Source organism: Streptomyces sp. SID12501 (assembly GCF_010550245.1).
Lineage (GTDB): Bacteria > Actinomycetota > Actinomycetes > Streptomycetales > Streptomycetaceae > Streptomyces.
Genome location: NZ_JAAGLU010000604.1, coordinates 1 through 450, shown reverse-complemented (window position 1 = coordinate 450; position 450 = coordinate 1). Strand labels below are relative to the sequence as shown.

At 75.1% G+C, this 450-nt stretch carries 1 protein-coding gene and 1 pseudogene; one reads left to right on the top strand and one right to left on the bottom strand.

Annotated elements, in window-relative coordinates:
* On the top strand, nt 1-220 hold a 220-nt coding region (locus G3I71_RS47495), incomplete at its 5' end, for an amidohydrolase family protein (protein ID WP_164325161.1).
* A gap of 13 nt (nt 221-233) precedes the next feature.
* Here the strand turns inward: G3I71_RS47495 and G3I71_RS47490 are convergent.
* Nucleotides 234-450: pseudogene (locus G3I71_RS47490) on the bottom strand (hypothetical protein); the annotation flags it as partial.

Below are 450 nucleotides of genomic sequence, written 5' to 3'. Positions count from 1 at the left end.
CGGCGACGACCTCACCGGGCTCATGGCCCTGGAGGGCATGACCTCGCACGCCGCGCTGGCGGCGGGGGAGGAAGCGGTGGCGGGCCGCGTCGCGGCCGGTTTCCGGGCGGACCTGACCGCCTTCGGCCTGGACCCGGTGGCGGCTCCGGCGGACGAACTGGCCGGGGCGCCGGTCCGGCTCACCATGTCGGGAGGCCGGATCACCCAGCGGGAAGGGTAGGGCGGGCCGGGGTTCAGCGCTGGAAGCGGGCCAGTGCCGGATGGTTCAGGGGAGCGGCCGTCACCGGGTGGCGGCCGGTCTCCTCGGGCCTGCGCGGCAGCCGGTGCGGGAGGGATCCGTACCAGTCGCGGGAGATGGCGTACCCGAAGGCCAGGCAGATCATGCCGCCGACGGCGTCGAGCCAGAAGTGGTTCGCGGTGGCCACGATCACGACCAGCGTCGCCGTCGGG